12 protein-coding genes and 2 pseudogenes are annotated in these 17877 nt (G+C 42.0%); 8 read left to right on the forward strand and 6 right to left on the reverse strand.

All coding sequences use genetic code 11. From position 1 onward, the window contains the following. Positions 1 to 12 precede the first annotated feature (12 nt). Positions 13 to 450, reverse strand: coding sequence for a hypothetical protein (locus tag AC6IZ0_RS02725; RefSeq protein WP_497724983.1), 438 nt, complete (start codon positions 448 to 450; stop codon positions 13 to 15). Positions 451 to 696: 246 nt separating this feature from the next. On the opposite strand from AC6IZ0_RS02725, the gene AC6IZ0_RS02730 reads away from it, so the two are divergent. The 4 genes and pseudogenes from AC6IZ0_RS02730 (at position 697) to AC6IZ0_RS02745 (ending at position 5371) form a co-directional block, all read left to right on the forward strand. Next, positions 697 to 1035 (forward strand): hypothetical protein, encoded by a 339-nt coding sequence (locus AC6IZ0_RS02730; RefSeq protein ID WP_271732062.1) that lies wholly within the window; start codon positions 697 to 699, stop codon positions 1033 to 1035. A 61-nt stretch (positions 1036 to 1096) separates the two neighbouring features. Then, positions 1097 to 3251 (forward strand): annotated as a pseudogene (locus AC6IZ0_RS02735) (pentapeptide repeat-containing protein). Between the two features lie 303 nt (positions 3252 to 3554). After that, positions 3555 to 4562, forward strand: a complete 1008-nt coding sequence (gene hemB, locus AC6IZ0_RS02740) for a porphobilinogen synthase (protein ID WP_497724985.1) — start codon at positions 3555 to 3557, stop codon at positions 4560 to 4562. Between the two features lie 52 nt (positions 4563 to 4614). Continuing rightward, positions 4615 to 5371, forward strand: a pseudogene (locus AC6IZ0_RS02745) (cobalt-precorrin-6A reductase). Between the two features lie 51 nt (positions 5372 to 5422). On the opposite strand, the gene psbA reads toward AC6IZ0_RS02745, so the two are convergent. Continuing rightward, a complete protein-coding gene (gene psbA / locus AC6IZ0_RS02750; protein ID WP_497724445.1) occupies positions 5423 to 6505 on the reverse strand; it encodes a photosystem II q(b) protein in 1083 nt (360 codons plus the stop codon). 551 nt (positions 6506 to 7056) lie between these two features. Here psbA and AC6IZ0_RS02755 point away from each other — a divergent pair. From AC6IZ0_RS02755 to AC6IZ0_RS02770, 4 genes are all read left to right on the forward strand, one after another. Next, complete coding sequence (locus tag AC6IZ0_RS02755; RefSeq protein ID WP_271730978.1) at positions 7057 to 7314, forward strand: hypothetical protein; 258 nt, start codon at positions 7057 to 7059, stop codon at positions 7312 to 7314. Between the two features lie 113 nt (positions 7315 to 7427). After that, positions 7428 to 10568 carry a phosphoenolpyruvate carboxylase gene (gene ppc, locus AC6IZ0_RS02760; RefSeq protein WP_497724987.1) on the forward strand — a complete coding sequence of 1047 codons (3141 nt, stop codon included), beginning with the start codon at positions 7428 to 7430 and terminating at the stop codon, positions 10566 to 10568. A 71-nt stretch (positions 10569 to 10639) separates the two neighbouring features. Further along, positions 10640 to 10891, forward strand: coding sequence for a hypothetical protein (locus AC6IZ0_RS02765; protein ID WP_497724988.1), 252 nt, complete (start codon positions 10640 to 10642; stop codon positions 10889 to 10891). Positions 10892 to 11086: 195 nt separating this feature from the next. Further along, on the forward strand, positions 11087 to 12967 hold the full coding sequence (locus tag AC6IZ0_RS02770; RefSeq protein WP_497724989.1) for an ABC transporter ATP-binding protein: 1881 nt from the start codon (positions 11087 to 11089) through the stop codon (positions 12965 to 12967). Between the two features lie 132 nt (positions 12968 to 13099). Here the strand turns inward: AC6IZ0_RS02770 and AC6IZ0_RS02775 are convergent, their stop codons facing one another. From AC6IZ0_RS02775 to AC6IZ0_RS02790, 4 genes are all read right to left on the reverse strand, one after another. Then, the gene (locus AC6IZ0_RS02775; RefSeq protein ID WP_497724990.1) at positions 13100 to 14077 is read right to left on the reverse strand and encodes a ferredoxin family protein; all 978 of its coding nucleotides are present in this window, start codon (positions 14075 to 14077) and stop codon (positions 13100 to 13102) included. A gap of 1397 nt (positions 14078 to 15474) precedes the next feature. Further along, entirely contained in the window at positions 15475 to 16098 is a 624-nt protein-coding gene (locus tag AC6IZ0_RS02780) for an exopolysaccharide biosynthesis protein (RefSeq protein WP_497724992.1), read from the reverse strand. Between the two features lie 79 nt (positions 16099 to 16177). After that, complete coding sequence (gene murQ, locus AC6IZ0_RS02785) at positions 16178 to 17104, reverse strand: N-acetylmuramic acid 6-phosphate etherase (RefSeq protein ID WP_271733507.1); 927 nt, start codon at positions 17102 to 17104, stop codon at positions 16178 to 16180. A 150-nt stretch (positions 17105 to 17254) separates the two neighbouring features. Then, on the reverse strand, positions 17255 to 17692 hold the full coding sequence (locus AC6IZ0_RS02790) for a DUF3110 domain-containing protein (RefSeq protein ID WP_271733508.1): 438 nt from the start codon (positions 17690 to 17692) through the stop codon (positions 17255 to 17257). Positions 17693 to 17877 lie beyond the last annotated feature (185 nt).

The raw sequence follows: 17877 nt of genomic DNA on the forward strand, positions 1-17877 counted from the left end.
GGCTGATATCAACTACTTATTCGACTTTTTATCTTGAGAAATTGAGATTGTATATTTATACTGATTTTGGGATATGTCACCTACGTATAGGGAGTATTCTCCTGCCTGCCAATAACCAGTAATTTCTGGCTTAGTTTCTGAGTAATTATCTGGCATCACACAAAAACGGCCGCCAGGTTCGTCAATCAGTATTGTTGGCTGTCCAGGACTGTCAACGGTTACCCGTAAGTAAGGAAGTGGTTCTGTTAACTGGAGAATTTGATTGGGCTTTTGAGCAATGTTGCCGCAATTAGTGCTAATTACTCCCCCAGAAATGCCATTTAAAATCAGCGGTACTGACCCGATATTGGTTTGAATTTGCAACCGTGGTACTTCACCCCGAGCCTGAGTCAAGGACAAACTCGTGACCAAAGCTACCAAAACAACTATCAATAGCCTCAAATTATTCATAATGATTAATCCTCCCGACTATTTCTGATTTGACATATTGATCATCTCACCGCTAAAACTGCACTGGTAGCGAGAGTTTCTTACCACATGAGGGTTTGCTGGGTTTTAAGTCATCAGGTAGCAACAATCAACACCTACCCTAAGTGACGCTGTGAGTCCGTCTATGTTCCTGTTTGATTTGATCATTTCCAGGATTTGCTAAGTTTGATGTGAAACTAGTGACTAGATTGCAGCTGAGAACTCCAGATGAATCACCAACCTGAAGAAGACTTGCAGCGTCGCCTCGAAAATCTAGAGGCACAAATCAATTCTACATCTGTAGATATTGGACAGCGAGCAAAAAATACAGAAACATTCCCGCCAGCATTTGTTAACTGGAAATCTCGTTTAGCAAAATTACAGCTTTGGTTTAAGAATTTGAACGGGATAACCAAGGTAATAGTTGGGGGTCTGGCGGTGCTATTGGGATTGGCAATACTACAAGCATTGCTCAGACTAGTTGCATCAGTGATCAGTGTGGCACTATTGGGTTTCTTGGTGTATCTTGGATACAAATTTTTTGTATCTGGTAACTCCCAAAAATAGCAATAGTCTCATTCAACTGCCCCGATCCATATTTTCAACATAAATTCAAAGGAATTACGCAATGGTGACCCCAATTGTGAGGAAAAATACTAGTCAATCTAAAGAGTCAAACCAATTTGAAAAACCCCATTTCTTGCCATTCACAGCCAGGCGTTTGGCTGCATGGGCTACGGAAATCACTCTGGTACTTACGAGTGGACTAGTTCCCTTTGGGCTGGGTGTCTATGCCAATTCTAGAAATGACTTTAACCGAGTACCACTCCACCCAGTATTGGTAGTCACTCAAAGAGCGATCGCTCGACCTTTGGCTCTACCTGTGAGCTATGGTATTCCCAATGTCGCCGCCCCCAGTAATTTTTTGTGGATCATAGCCTTATTATCTCCTATAACCCTTTCATGGTGGCAATTATATTTACTGGGAAAAACAGGTAGTACTATTCCCAAGCGCAAATTTGGTGTGCGTGTTGTCAACGAGGTAGGTAAACCGGTGGGTTTAGCAACAGCTGTGGCGCGCGAAGGAGTTGGTCGGTCGAGCCATACCTGTTTCTATTGCCTATATTCTGTGGCGTTACAGTTTTGCCTTTCCCAATTTAGGATTGTTCACATTTTTGGCTGTCTTGATGGTGCTCGGTGAAGGGATGGCCTTATCATCACGTCGAGGTCGTCGGGCATTTCATGACTGGTTAGCAGGGACATATACAATAGATACTACAGATACTACTCATCCTTTGCACTCTTGGGAGCAAGGGGAGCAACCCCAGGTAGCCCAATCAGAACAGGAACTAGCTCCTGTATCCATGTCAACCCTCACTGGGGAAACTACAAATATCGCTAACCTCTGGCAAAGGATGCGACAAAACCCCAACCTGATTTTATTTGGCGCAGCCCTGGGCAGTATGATAGCGGTGCTAGGAATTTTAGTCTCTACCCAAGTTTATCTCCAAAGCCAACAAAATTGGCGGGAGACTCAGCAAATCAATAGCGAAAAGTTCCTGGCAATTGTACAAAAATTCGGTCCTGATTCTGGTGCGACCACGGAAGATCGCCAAAGTCTAATTCTAGCAATGGGTAGCCTTAATAACCACCAGGCGAGGCAATTTCTCACAGATATGCTGGTTGAAGAAACCAACCCCATCCTCCTAAATAAAATTCAAGAAGCTTTAGTCAGTGTTGGACTCCAGGCTATCCCGGAATTAAAAAACAAAAATCAGTTTTTAGCAGCTGAATTAAAGTCTATGGGTAGCATATCCCCAGGGTGGGAATTGCGACAACAGCAGTTACATATTAACCAGGAGACAATCAACAAAATTCTCAGGGTCAATAGCGCTAAAACCGCAAATGTTGATCTCAGCAAGGCCGAATTGGGTTCAAGGGGTGCTAGGGAAAGTTCAATTTTCCAGTTAGTCTTAGATCAGGTTGATTTGTCGGGAATCAATTGGAAGTCTGCAAATCTGAACCAAGCCAGTTTTAAAGGTAGTATCTTTAGGGGACGGGGTGAGGATGGACACTGGGACACTTACGACGATGCGATCGCGAATTTAAGCCTGGCTCAAATGAAACAAGCTAATTTCACCGATGCTAATCTCAGTCGGGTGATTATGAATCGGAGTGATTTAAGCGGTGCTATTCTCAATAAGGCTAATTTATCTCATGCACGTTTAATAGGTGCTGATCTTAGTAGCACCCAGCTAGTAGGAGCGAATTTGCAGGGTGCATTACTAGAGAAAGCCAGCTTAACTGGTGCTGACATCGGTGATGCCAAATTTCACGGAGCTAATTTATATGGAGCTCGTTTAAGTCGGGTGATTGCCATGGGTACTAATTTATCCCATGCTAACCTAACTAATACTGATTGGCGAGGAGCAGATTTATCGGGAGCCTATTTAGATAACGCTAATCTCAGTAATGCTAACCTCAGCGCCACTCGCCTTACTGGTGCGGTATTACGCAAAGCTAGGTTAGAAAATGCTAACTTGCAAAATGCTGACCTGAGTTTTGTGGATTTACGGGGAGCAAATGTCACCGGTGCTGATTTTCTAGGAACAGTTCTGGCTCCCGTCAAACAAAATCCCACAGATACATTTGTCCAAACGCCAGATTTAGGCTCAATTTCTGCTGTGGTCAAAGGTGTTGATTTCTCTCAAGCCAAAAATTTAGATCGTAACCAAATAGCTTACATTTGTGGCCAAGGCGGTTTCCATTCCAGTTGTCCGTAGGATTTCGGTAACCATACCCGCCTCTACAATTAAACTCTTGGCGGTATCTCAGCCGGATGTGGCTGTTTCCACAAGGGCTAACTTTGGGGATACACACTTCCCGGCAATACTATCACTTTACTGTAAGGTTAATATGCCGCTCAACTGAGGCGACATCGATTGTCACAGGTTGATTACCCCCACCTGGTATAATTAATGTAACACTAAATGAATCAGGGGTAAACACCTCATACGGCTTTCATCCCTAGACCCTGTCTCCAGGGTTTTCAGTCTGTCTTCTTGATTATTATCTATTTGCTGATTATGCCATCAATCAATTCTTCTCATCCCACGGATTTACTTCGTTACCGTCCTCGTCGTCTGCGCCGGACTGAATCTTTACGACGAATGGTCAGGGAAACTACTCTGAGTGTTAATGACTTAATCTATCCCATGTTTGTCACCGAGGGAGAAGGGCAAAAAGTAGAAATTGCTTCTATGCCTGATTGTTATCGCTATTCCTTAGATTTATTGTTAAAAGAAGTACAGCAAGTTTATGATTTGGGAATCAATGCCATCGCTCTTTTTCCCGTAATTCCCGAAGATAAAAAAGATAATCTTGGTACTGAAAGCTATAATTCAAATGGACTAGTACAGAGAACTGTCAAAGCTATCAAACAAGCAGTTCCAGACATTATTATCATGACTGATGTGGCCTTAGACCCCTTCACCAGTCATGGCCATGATGGTTTAATTGATGAAGAGGGTAACATCTTAAATGACCCCACTGTGGAAGTCTTGGTAAAAATGGCAGTTTCCCAAGCAGTAGCCGGGGCCAGTTTTGTCGCACCTTCAGACATGATGGATGGTAGAGTCGGCGCGATTCGTCAGGCTTTAGATGCAGCAGGTTACATTGATGTGGGCATTTTGGCATACTCAGCTAAGTATGCTTCTGCCTATTATGGACCTTTCCGGGATGCTTTAGATTCTGCACCGAAATTTGGTGATAAAAAAACTTATCAAATGGACCCAGCTAACACCAGGGAAGCTTTGAAGGAAATAGAATTAGACATCGCCGAGGGAGCAGATATGGTGATGGTGAAACCAGCCCTGGCTTATCTGGATATCATCCATCAAGTCCGCAACGCCACACATCTACCTGTAGCAGCATATAACGTCAGTGGTGAATACGCCATGATTAAAGCGGCGGCGCGTATGGGTTGGATTGATGAGAAAAAAATCATTTTGGAAACTTTAACCAGCATGAAACGAGCCGGTGCTGATTTAATCTTGACTTATTTTGCCAAAGAAGTAGCCTTAATGTTGTCTTAACTACCTCCTACAAGTTCTTGGTGTCTCTGTGTCTTTGTGGTTCGTTTAAATAATGAGAGTTTTGATTCTTGGTGGAACCGGAGAAGCAGCAGAATTGGCGGCGAAAGTTGCCAATATCCAGGGAATTGAGGCTATCACATCTCTAGTCCGGTCGCACCCGTCAACCCTCATTACCATTGGGGGATTTGCGCATTGGGGGTTTTGGTGGTGTGACTGGACTAGTTAATTATCTGCATCAGATGAAAATTGATGTATTGATTGATGCTACTCATCCCTTTGCGACTCAAATTGCCTCAAATGCCTCTGAAGCAGCCATTGCAGTCAATATACCCCGTTTAAAGTTAATCCGCCCACCTTGGCAACAAGTTAATGGCGATCGCTGGATTGAAGTTGATAGTATAAAAGCTGCGGCTACAGTAGTAGAAAATCAATCAAAACGGGTTTTTTTAAGCATTGGGAGGCAAGAAATCGGAGCTTTTGCCCATTTGCAGCTTTGGTTTCTCATGCGGATGATTGACCCTCCAGAAGCCAATGCTTTAGTACCTCCGGGAAAACTGTTGTGCGATCGCGGACCTTTTCACCTGCATAATGAAAGAGAAATGCTAATTCACCATCAAATTGATACCATTGTCAGTAAAAATAGTGGTGGTGAGGCCACTTATGCCAAACTTGTCGCAGCAAGGGAGTTAAACCTCCCTGTGATAATGGTCAAGCGTCCCCCTCCACCCCCAGGGGAGCAAGTTACAGATATAGAGCAAGCTTTGTTGTGGCTATATTCTTTATTGGGAAAACGCCCACATTCCCAATAAAAAACGCCCCTCATTTCTGAGAGGCGTTTATGATTCAGCTAAACTTTATGATTAGCCGTTGATTGCAGGAGCAGTCAAAGCAACAGGAGCAACTTCACCAGCAGCCAAGTCTAAGGGGAAGTTGTGAGCGTTACGCTCGTGCATTACTTCCATACCCAGGTTAGCGCGGTTGATCACATCAGCCCAGGTAGCGATAACGCGACCTTGAGAATCAATTACTGATTGGTTGAAGTTGAAACCGTTCAAGTTGAACGCCATGGTGCTTACACCCAAAGCGGTGAACCAGATACCGATTACAGGCCAAGCAGCTAAGAAGAAGTGTAGTGAACGGCTGTTGTTGAAGGAAGCGTATTGGAAGATTAAGCGACCGAAGTAACCGTGAGCAGCTACAATGTTGTAGGTTTCTTCTTCTTGACCGAACTTGTAACCGTAGTTTTGAGATTCGGTTTCGGTTGTTTCACGTACCAAGGAGGAAGTTACCAAAGAACCGTGCATTGCAGAGAACAAAGAACCACCAAATACACCAGCTACACCCAACATATGGAAGGGGTGCATCAAGATGTTGTGTTCTGCTTGGAACACGATCATGAAGTTGAAGGTTCCAGAAATACCTAAAGGCATACCATCAGAGAAAGAACCTTGACCGATGGGGTAGATCAAGAATACTGCGGTAGCAGATGCCAAAGGCGCAGAGTAAGCTACACAGATCCAAGGACGCATACCCAAGCGGTAAGATAGTTCCCACTGACGACCTAGGTAGCAAGCGCAACCAATCAGGAAGTGGAAAATTACCAACTGGTAAGGACGACCGTTGTACAACCACTCATCTAAGGAAGCTGCTTCCCAGATTGGGTAGAAGTGTAAGCCGATGGCGTTGGAGGAAGGAACAACAGCACCAGAGATGATGTTGTTTCCGTAGATTAAGGAGCCAGCTACTGGTTCGCGGATCCCATCGATGTCTACAGGAGGAGCAGCGATGAAGGCGATGATGAAGCAGGTGGTAGCAGCTAGGAGGGTGGGGATCATGAGTACGCCGAACCAACCGATGTAAATCCGGTTATCGGTGCTGGTGATCCACTCGCAGAAGCGATCCCATACGTTGGCGCTTTGGCGCTGTTGTAAGGTTGTGGTCATTTGTTTATGATTGCAATGTATTTTTGTAACCAATTAGACGGTTTTTTTATCCGTCCGTTCTAATAAACTTAACATGTATTTACTTTTAGTGAAATATAAATTTTCTGATTTAATTAGCTGCAAGTATTAGATTTACTTATCAATACCTTGATCAATCAACCCCCTCCCTAACATTTTTGTTACTTTGTGGGCTGCCCAAATCCGATAACATACACACACATATGATCAAGTCTTTTTCATGCTTAATGAAGTACACAAAAATTTGTTCCTTAATACCTGTTTGCAAAAAACTAAAAAACTTTGTATTTCACGAGCATGGGAAATGCTATATCACCACAAATGCTCAGATACCACTAAGAGAAGCAGTAGAATAGATTAGGATTAGACCTAAAGACCTTCAGAAACTACGCCGAGAATGGAAAAATCGAAAGCATCAAAACCGAGGGAGGACAGGGACTATTTAATTAATCTTGAATCCTACTCACGTGGTGCAACTAGACCTACCATTAGAGGTAGGGGAGTGTCAATCAGCCAACAACTAAGAATTAGCAATGACTTCTACTAACCAAAAATCTTCAGAGAATATCGGATTTAATCTGCCTTTGTTGAGCATTCCCCCATCTTTTCTTTTACAAATAGGTACAGCGTCTGTACTACTGCTCCTCACCGCAGAAAAAGCCACAGTGAAAGCCCTAGAATCTATAGGCGAAGCTAGTGAAGAATTGTTTCGCGGCGATCGCCTGCCAATTCTCCCTTTTCCAGTTAACAACAGTTGGGATACAAGCACCAGAGGTAGACAAACAGATTAAAAAATATATTTAGAAGCTAAAATCCTCAAGGTTTTTCCCTGAGAATTAATTTCGTCTATGGGATGTAAGTCTATAGGATGTAAACAGTAATCAGCTTGACAAGAGCAGTAATTATGAGTTCTATTTTATACAGTTTGTCTCAAGGGGTAAATTTTTACCCTACCTCAGAGTTATTTTTGCGCCATCGGTTGCAAGTGGTAGAAGAATTGTGGGAATCAGTACTCCGACAGGAATGTGGTCAAACAATGGTGGAACTATTGCGACAATTGCGGGGCTTATGTTCGCCGGAAGGACAAGCCACAAATGACCAGGCCGCATCTGCTGTGAAGTTGATTGAACAACTGAATATCAATGAGGCGATTCGAGCCGCTCGGGCTTTTGCGTTGTATTTCCAGTTGATTAACATCATAGAGCAGGAATATGAACAGCGGCAGCAATTAACTCGCTATTCACCAGGGGAAGGAGAAACAGTTCAGGAAGGGACTTTATCCAACACTGCCTATTCTTCTAACCATCAAGAAGATGATGCCTTGATTATTAACCAAGAAAAAGAAATTTGTACACAGACAATTAGTCTATTCTCTACAACAACTTGGGTAAATAAATCAACCGATAAACAAAAAGGTACATTTGCTACTTTGTTTCCCCATTTATTTAGGCTAAATGTGCCACCCCAGCAAATTCAACGCCTGATTTCACAGTTGGATGTGCGTTTAGTGTTCACGGCCCACCCAACTGAAATAGTTCGTCACACCATCCGCGATAAGCAAAGGCGGGTAGTCAACCTGCTGCAAAAACTAGATGCGGTAGAAAATCGCAATGAAGGGACAGTAGGCGGATATCCGTGGGAAGGGGCGGATTTGCGAGAACAATTACTCGAAGAAATTCGCCTGTGGTGGCGCACAGATGAACTGCACCAGTTTAAACCGACGGTACTCGATGAAGTAGATTATGCCTTACACTACTTCCAAGAGGTGTTATTTGATGGCATTCCTCAACTGTATAAGCGGTTAAAATATGCATTGGGTAAGACTTTTAATTGGCTAGAACCGCCCCATAAAAACTTCTGCTCTTTTGGTTCTTGGGTGGGTTCAGATCGAGATGGTAACCCATCGGTAACACCAGAAATCACTTGGCAAACAGCTTGTTATCAGCGCCAAATGGTTTTGGAAAGATATATTAAATCAGTGAAACAGCTGATTGAATTATTGAGTGTGTCAATGCACTGGAGCGATGTCTTACCAGACTTGCTCGAATCTTTGGAGATAGACCAGTCCCAGTTAAGTGATGTGTACGATGCACTGGCTTTGCGATATCGCCAAGAACCTTATCGGTTAAAGCTGGCTTATGTGCTCAGACGGTTGGAAAATACTCGCGATCGCAATTTATCTTTGTATAACCGAGAAATATCACCCAGTATAGGCGTGAAACTTGACCATAACCTGAGTGGGGGAGTCCTAGGAGAAGAAGCCCCCATGTATCGTTCCGGGTCAGAGTTTTTAGCAGAATTGCGGTTAATTGCACGTAATTTAACCGAAACTGGTTTAAGCTGTGGGGAATTAGAAACTCTCATCTGTCAAGTAGAAATTTTTGACTTTAACTTAACTCAGTTGGATATCCGCCAAGAATCCACCAGACATTCTGATGCTTTAAATGAGATTCTGGAATATCTGCAAATACTACCCCAACCCTATAACGAACTATCCGAAGAACAGCGAGTTGCTTGGCTCACAGGGGAACTACAAACCCGCAGGCCGCTAATTCCGTCAGAATTGCCATTTTCGGCAAAAACTAACGATGTCATTGAAACTTTCCGGATATTGCGATCGCTACAGCAAGAGTTTGGTGTCAACATCTGCCAAACATACATTATCAGTATGTGTCGGCAAGTGAGCGATGTCTTGGAAGTGTTACTATTAGCCAAAGAATCCCGACTGTTTGACCCCGCCATCGCCGTGGGAACCATTCAAGTTGTCCCCTTATTCGAGACAGTCGAAGACTTACAACGCTCCAGAAGCGTCATGCGACAGTTATTTGAATTGCCATTATATCGAGCTTTATTAGCCGGTGGCTATGAAGCAGTTAAAGCTAGTCAAGAAAACGGCTCATCATTACCCATCCCCACCACAGCTTCCCCCCTGACTCCCAATTTACAGGAAGTCATGCTGGGGTATTCTGACAGCAATAAAGATTCTGGTTTTTTAAGTAGTAATTGGGAAATTCATAAAGCTCAAAAATCACTCCAGAAAATTGCTGAAGGATACGGTGTAAATTTGCGAATTTTCCACGGGCGGGGTGGTTCCGTGGGAAGGGGAGGGGGACCAGCTTACGAGGCGATTTTGGCTCAACCGGGACTCAGTATCAATGGGCGCATTAAGATTACTGAACAGGGGGAAGTATTAGCTTCTAAATACTCCTTGCTAGACTTAGCTATGTACAACTTGGAAACTATTACCACTGCGGTAATTGAAGCTAGTTTACTACGAACAGGGTTTGATGATATCGAACCTTGGAATGAGATTATGGAAGAATTAGCCGGGCGATCGCGTCAACATTACCGCCAGTTGATTTACGAGCAACCGGATTTTATCGACTTTTTCCACCAAGTTACCCCCATTGAAGAAATTAGCCAGTTACAAATTAGCTCCCGTCCAGCGCGGCGACCATCAGGAAAAAAAGACCTCAGCAGTTTACGCGCCATTCCCTGGGTATTTAGCTGGACACAAACCCGTTTCTTATTGCCTTCTTGGTATGGTATTGGTACAGCTTTACAGGGATTCCTCAATGAAGAACCCGAAGAACATCTGAAATTACTACGCTACTTTTATCTCAAGTGGCCTTTCTTCAAAATGGTGATTTCCAAAGCAGAAATGACCCTGGCCAAAGTAGATATGCAAATGGCCCATCACTACGTGGAAGAATTAGCTAATCCTGAAGATAAAGCCAGACTAGAAAAAGTATTCGAGCAAATTGCCAACGAATTCTATCTCACTAGAGATTTAGTGCTGAAAATCACTGGACATACTCGGCTCTTGGATGGCGATCCTGTCTTGCAGCGTTCAGTACAGTTACGTAATGGTACGATTTTACCTTTAGGTTTCATCCAAGTTTCCCTACTCAAACGCTTGCGTGAATCACGTAATCTAACTAGTACATCTGGTGTGATTAATTCTAGGTACAGCAAAGGTGAGTTACTCAGAGGCGCACTGTTAACTATTAATGGTATTGCCGCCGGGATGAGAAATACAGGTTGATCAAAGAACACCAAAAACTGTAGGGTGGGTTAGGGTAGCGTAACCCACCATTGCTAGAACTAGCATTAATCATGATGAAAAATAGATTTTTAACTTGCACATTCTTAGCTGTGACACTAGGTCTTTTGGGTGCTTACATCGGTGGACACATGACATCAATGCTACATAACCAGAACTGTCAAAACCAGTCTTGGGGCTTAAAAGTCATGTGTAATGTTTGGGTAACACCAGGAGCAACATGGCAAGGTAGTACAACTGGATTATGGATGGGTACGGTTTTGGGAGCCTTCATCGCCGGTTCGATGACACGCACAGAAAGTTAGACTTTCTACCCGAAATAGGATGACAAAGATCAACTTAGTATTGATTTTATCTAAACATTATTGTAAAATAAAATAGTAATGTGGGGCATAGGGAATATCAAGCTTGTGGACTCTGCGAATGGGAAGAAACTCCTCTAAGTAAGTTGGCTAGATGAAGCAAGAATCCCATGTGCTTTTAGCCGTGGGAGTGTGAATATGAGCAATTACCAATCTGTAAACAAATCCCACGGGAACAACCGCTCAAATAACAATGACTGGCGGTTATTTTTACGTCTATTGCCCTATGCTCGTCGCCATGGAAAACTGCTGACACTGGCAATAGTCCTACTTGTACCCATTGCATTAGCCAACGCAGTGCAACCACTGTTGATTGGACAGGTGATTTCTCTGATTCGCAATGAACCAAGTACCTATGAGTTACTCAGGAATCTCCCCTTGAGGGAAGGGTTAAATATTCTACTAATATTAATACTTATAGCGATCGCCATCCGACTGGTATTAATTGGCATTCAGGGTTATATACTACAAAAGCTGGGACAAAACATCACAGCCGCAATACGCCAGGATTTATTTCACCATGTCACATCTTTAGCAGTACGTTTTTTTGACCGTACACCCGTAGGTAAATTAATTACTCGACTCACCAGCGATGTGGAAGTATTAGGGGATGTCTTTTCCACCGGTGCCATCGGTATTGTCTCCAATGTATTCAGTATGCTGGTGATCATCGCTATTATGTTTTCCATTGAGTGGAAACTTGCTTGCTTGCTGTTGCTGATACTCCTACCCATTACTTGGTTAATTATTTACTTTCAGCAAAAGTACCGCCAAGCCAATTATAAGGTAAGGGAAGAACTTTCTAGTTTAAATTCTCAGTTACAAGAAAATATAGTTGGTATTAATGTAGTTCAGTTGTTCCGACGAGAAAAATTTAATGCCGAATTATTTCGCCACACAAATCAACGTTACATCCAGGAAATAGATAAAACCATTTTTTATGATTCCGCTGTTTCAGCAACTTTAGAATGGATAGCACTAATGGCGATCGCTGGGGTTCTGTTGTTAGGTGGTTGGTTGCTCTTAGGTGACTTCCTCACCTTCGGAATTTTAGCAGCATTTATCTTATATGCCCAGCGACTATTTGACCCTTTAAGAGATTTTGCCGAAAAATTTACCGTCATCCAAGCTGGTTTTACCGCCATTGAACGCATTATCAACATTTTAGATGAACCCATAGAAATCCGCGATACTAGTCATCCTCGCTTTTCTATATTTGATTCAACTTTTGGTTATATAGATGAAATAGTTGGTAAGATAGAACACCAAGATTTTGAAACTCCTGTACAATTGGGAGAAATTCGTTTTGAAAATGTCTGGTTTGCTTACAAAGACGATGATTATGTAATTAAAAACTTAAGTTTCGTAATTCATCCCGGCGAAAAAGTCGCATTAGTCGGTCCGACAGGTGCGGGAAAAACTTCAGTTATTCGGCTATTGTGCCGTCTTTATGAACCAACCCAAGGGCGCATTTTACTAGATGGCGTAGATATTCGGGAGCTAGCACAGGCGGACTTGCGACGCTATATGGCAGTAATTTTGCAAGAAGGCTTTTTGTTTGCTGGTGACGTTAAAAGTAACATCACTTTAGGCGACTATTATCCCCTTGAAGAAATTAAACAAGCCGCCAGTAAAACCAATATTGCTGAGTTTATTGAACAATTACCCCAAGGGTATGATACTAAACTGCGGCAACGAGGCACAAATATTTCTAGTGGTCAAAAGCAACTTTTAGCCTTCGCACGTGCCGCAATTCGTAACCCACAAATTCTAGTTTTGGATGAAATCACCGCTAGTTTAGACGTGAATACAGAAACCTTAGTCCAAGAGGCATTAAACCAACTTTTAGTGAGGCGTACCGCAATTATTATCGCTCACCGACTGTCCACAATTCGCAATGTAAATCGAATTTTTGTGTTGCAGCGAGGTGAATTAGTCGAAGCAGGAAGCCATGAGGAATTGTTACAAGCTGGTGGACTATATGCTACGTTACATAATTTGCAAATGCTCGGTTCTTAACTGGTGTTTCCTATAAAAGTGTGGTTTGTTAAACCCTGAGTTTTGTTGTTGAAAATTTGCCATGATTGAGAGCTTATTTTTACTAGCTGTTTGGTAGATAACAACCTCATGATTTTTGTAAATCAGCAAGCCTTAATTACTCAAAGTTGCAACTTTATTACATACAATTCTCATACTATCTACAGCATATTTGACAAATACAGAATTTTCTTTGGCATTACAAGAACCCTTGATTTCCAGTGTTCTTGTTTTGTCTTTGACAAGTTTCGCCTCGTAAATAAATAGAGAACCATGTGAGTCCTCAAAACTTAACTCGGCTAAAATTGTATTGTTATCTAAACTCTGCTGAATAATTTTCCCCCCTACTTGATAATTAAACCAATCCCACCCGTGATATAACATCAGTTCTCTTTCTAAGATTTGTAGCGCACTAGGTAGAACTCCCCAGCCTCTATATACCTTCCTGAGAGATTCTATATCACCTGTACGAGTTAAAATTGACCTCAGGGATTCCTGATTGAGAACACCATAATATCTACCATCTGGTAAATCTATTGCTGTTGGTGCAAATCGATGTCCACCAAAATGGCTAGATTTCCAAATCCTGACATGATCCAATTCCAAATCCGTAACAGTCGCCTTAGCTTGGAAATAAAAAGGACTACCATATCTAGCGCAACATTGATCATGGCTACCGTGGGTACAGACTAAAATATCTCTAGTTATACCTGTATCTATTTCATAGTCGGATATTTTTCCCCATAAATATTGTTTTACCACCCCCGCTACTTGTTCAATATGTGGTAGTTTAAACTCGTATTTTTGGTATCCATGACTCATACCCTCTTGTTTTTGATAAATCAAAAGGGTGGTGTAGTCCACTTTATGGGAATAATTATTCGCAATTAAAAGAAACCTTACGGGTAATCTAGCACAGCGGACTTCCTCTACTAGAACCTGTAAATTATTTGGTACCCATTTAGATTGAAAAGCCTCATAAGTCCAGGGTTGAGGACATTCAACTAAAATATATGTTTGATAATTTGTAGCACTACCAATAATATCTTCTCCGACTTCTCGTGCATGATCAGAACAAAAAAAAGTATTCATCGAAATTTACTCATTAGTGAATTGTATGAACAGAAGATTATGAGAAAAAACTCATGTAATTTTGGCTACGATGCTTCAACCCTGAGCAATAAACGAGAATAATCTGCATTTACTAGTAACAAGCAGGTAGGCACTTTATAGCATCATTTTTAATAAACTTCTTTCTGGTTAACAAAGTCTCTAGATTAAAGTTCACTCACCCCCGGAGAGATATTACAGCAACCTTCAAATTCATTTTGTATTGTTTTTTATTAGCTGGTTCAAAAGATTCTACTTGCTGAGTTTACCTGGTAGCTTGCGTAGCCTAGCCATACTGACTCCCAGCGCAATACTTGATATATATCAAGGCTGGAAAAGGCTTGAAACCCATAGCTGGCGTGGCGTAGCCATAAAAATCCTGTTGTTTGCCTGTTGTTTGCCTGTTTTTATCCAGAAAAAATACCCACCTATTCCCGGATTCCATGAGACTACTTGCTTTTAATATATCAAAATCTTAACCTATATTGCTAAATATTCTCAATAATTTTCTAAAAAAAGATAAAATATCAGCGTTGGTTGCATTCAAAACCAATATCAGGATGATTTGTGATACATGGGTTTGATTTTCTTTATCCTTGAGATATATTCACATTTTTTTTCAACTAAAGACCTGATTTTAAGTGTAATAACGGCAAAAAGCCCGTATTTTTTGCTGTTGGCAATCTTGTTTGATTCTTGATTTTTTATTCATTAATCCAATTATACCTGATCGAGTTGTAATTCAAGCCAAACCAAACATTATAACTATCGGAACTTTCAATCTTATACATAGATTATTCTAATATTCAATCAGTACATAAATTATCAGATAGTTATAAAGCCTTTTTCAGTCTCATGAAGTACACACCAATTCCCTATTCCCTATTCCCTCAAACTAAAAAAAATTGTACCTCACGAGCATGGGAAAAGCTATATATGAGGGAGTTTTTGACAGTTAGTTCAAGCTAATGTCGCAATTTTGTTTCAATTCCCAGGTAAACAATGTTGGTAGCTATTCAACCACCAAAGGCGCAATGATGATGCGTTACTATGAAATCCGTAACGCACCCTACAATAGTTAATTTTTTTGGTTCTTCAGTACCTAATATGCTAAATTGTTTTGATAAAATCCGAAAAGGCTTACCGTATAAGGGAAATAATGTTGGTTATTGAAGAAAATGCCTGAATATTCCTTCTTAATCTCTGTTCGGTGTGTTCCCTGTTCCCTGTTCCCTCGAACCAGTTGTTAAATTAGCATAACAAGTACGGTAGAGCCATTTTTTTGACCAATTTAACCGTTAATGCAGAAGGAAGTTATGGCAGTATTATATACATTCATTCGTCCGATCTCATAGGACTTTAGTAATATTTTTCCTGTTTTAACGGCCCAGCCAAGTTTTAACTAAGTCCAGAAGACTAGAACCACCCCAAATTAGAGCGCTCAAAATTGAAATAGTCAAAATTGCGCCGAAAAGACACATGATTAAACCACCTAAGGTAATTGCTCCGTCATCTTCGAGCAAACCAAAGCTAGTGACAAAAACTCCCATCGCGGGGAGAGTATTGGTTCCCGGAACCGGAATCATCATGGAAATTGCCATCAAGGCGATCGCACTACCAATAGTGATTTTACCTGGTAGAGTGGTACAAATATAAGTCAAACGCGGACGGGAGATGGATTCAATCCTTTGGAGCCAAGGATTTCCTGCTTGTAAAAATTTCTGGACTGTTGTTAGTTTTATGGGATAATTCATCATTTTGGGGGGTAACCAGGGGATTTTCGCCCCTATAATTAGCTGTACAGCCAGCAAAAAAATCAGGATACCGAAAGGAATGGAGTAACCAGGCGCAGGAACAGGTAAAGCCGAAGGAAGGGACAGAATCACCAGTAAAAACCCAAAAACTCGCTCTTTGGCTAGGAGCAGAATTTCTGCCAAGGTCACTTCAGGGGATTGGTGATCATCAAAAAAATAGCGTTGTAACTCTTGGGATAGTCTAGCCATAGATGAGCAAATCTGAGTGAATTTGAATCAAATAAATCAAATAGATGGAGGTACTTTCGGCAAAAACAGTGAGAATCTCTCAATGTTGTTTGTGATTGTTGTAACTAGTAACAGCCAGCCTGAGATTACCTTGGTGTTGTGCGAGTAAGCGATCGCCAGCCTCCTTTTCCAAACCAGTCCAGTGCATGAGTAACGCTAGCTTAACCCACTTCCCACTACGTTCGAGTAAAAAACCGGCAGCTTCGCGACTTAAACCTGTTAAGTCTTGTAACATTCGTAGAGCGCGATCGCGTAACTTGTGGTTAGTTACTGCCACATCCACCATGCGATTACCATAAACTTTACCCAGCTTCACCATCACCCCAGTAGATAGGATATTTAAGGCTAACTTTGTCGCGGTACCAGCCTTTAAACGAGTTGAACCAGCCAGGATTTCCGGACCAGTTAATAAGCGAATATCAACATCAGCATCAATGCGCACCTGTTCTGTAGGTACACAAGCCATGAAAATAGTGCGAGAACCACGTTGACGGGCTGCATTGAGCGCTCCATGAACAAAAGGAGTAGTTCCCCCGGCAGTAATACCCACTACTACATCTAGTTGAGTCACCTGTCGTTGAGCAATAGCCGCCTCACCATCTTCGCTACGGTCTTCTAAATCTTCAGAACTGCGCACCAATGCACCAGCACCACCGGCAATAATACCCTGTACCAACTCTGGGGGGGTACAAAAAGTAGGTGGACATTCAGCAGCATCTAACACACCTAACCTGCCACTAGTTCCTGCCCCCACATAAAATAAACGTCCTCCCTGACTCAAACGTTCTGCGGTTAAATCAATGGCTTGAGCCAATTGAACTTGAGCAGCCGCCACTGCCGCCAGGGCCTTTTCATCTTCCCGATTAAACAAATCCACCAACTCAATAGAATTAAGCTGGTCTAAGTTAAGACTATGAGGATTTACCTGCTCAGTTAATAGATAGCTGCGTTCCTGTAAATTTGACATGGCCGACATCTTGTATAAATTGTATTAAAGCCTTTTTCAGTCTCATGAAGTACACACCAATTCCCTGTTCCCTCAAACTAAAAAAAATTGTACCTCACGAGCATGGGAAATGCTATATTGAAACCTTTCTTCCCCCATTCCCCAATTAACTCACAATAATCCTTCTAATTGACGACGGATTTTTTCTAGTTCAGAATCAGACATTTCTGGTGCTGCTGGTGGGACTTGCTGAGAACGGTAGTCCTCACTAGCATCCGACAGTTGCCAGTCAGTATGATCCAAGTTAATTTCTGGGGGTATGATTAAATCACTGTTAGCCGGAATAATTTCCCATTCATAACCAGCACTTTCACAAAAATCCTTAATTTCCTCAGCATCGAGCATTTCCACCGTCGGGGTAGGGAAATCCTGAGCTTCCAGTAATAAAGCAAAGCGCAGAGCATCATCTTCTGACTCAAACATCAAAATTTTATTGCGTACACCTCGGGAATGGGACGCGGAAGCATCAGCCACCCGAATTGAGTGAATGCCTTCATTTTCGGTGTTAACATTGAAAATTAATACAAAAACACGCATGGGCGTAATCATCTATCTTGTGTTTAGGAATCTACCTAATATTATTAAAGGTTTCAGCGGTGCATCTGAAAAACAGACAGCTATAAGATTAAATTTATTCAGATTGTTGATATGGGGGGGTGCCAATCCCATTCCCCAAATGAAAAATAGGTTTTGTATCCTGGAAGAGGCGATGGCTAACACCACGCCCCCAATGA

It is taken from the genome of Anabaenopsis sp. NIES-4685, assembly GCF_059725405.1.